General features: G+C 68.9%; 1 pseudogene. It reads right to left on the bottom strand.

Features of this window, described 5'->3' with window-relative positions:
- Nucleotides 1-257, bottom strand: a pseudogene (locus CVH10_RS22205) (hypothetical protein); the annotation flags it as partial.

Below are 257 nucleotides of genomic sequence, written 5' to 3'. Positions count from 1 at the left end.
CCGCGCCGGCGACGGCCAGCACATTGTCCAGCGACATGGTGATGTCGGCGACCATGATCTGGATCAGGGCGGCGCCGAAGCTCTTGCGCTTGACGCCCAGCTCCTCGGGCGAGGGGCCTGTGCCATGCTCGATGCTCATGGCCAGCTGAAGCTCGGCCTCCGCCTCGGCCTGGTCGTGGGTCGCCTGCTCTCGCAGTTCGCGCCACATCTTCCAGCAGACCCAGAGCAGCAGCAGGCCGCCCGCCAGCAGCAGACCG

Origin of the sequence: Halomonas sp. ND22Bw, assembly GCF_003011945.1 — a bacterium.
Taxonomy (GTDB): Bacteria; Pseudomonadota; Gammaproteobacteria; order Pseudomonadales; family Halomonadaceae; genus Halomonas; species Halomonas halophila.
Note: the sequence above shows the minus strand (reverse complement) of the source record. Positions and strands in the feature narration are given on the sequence as shown.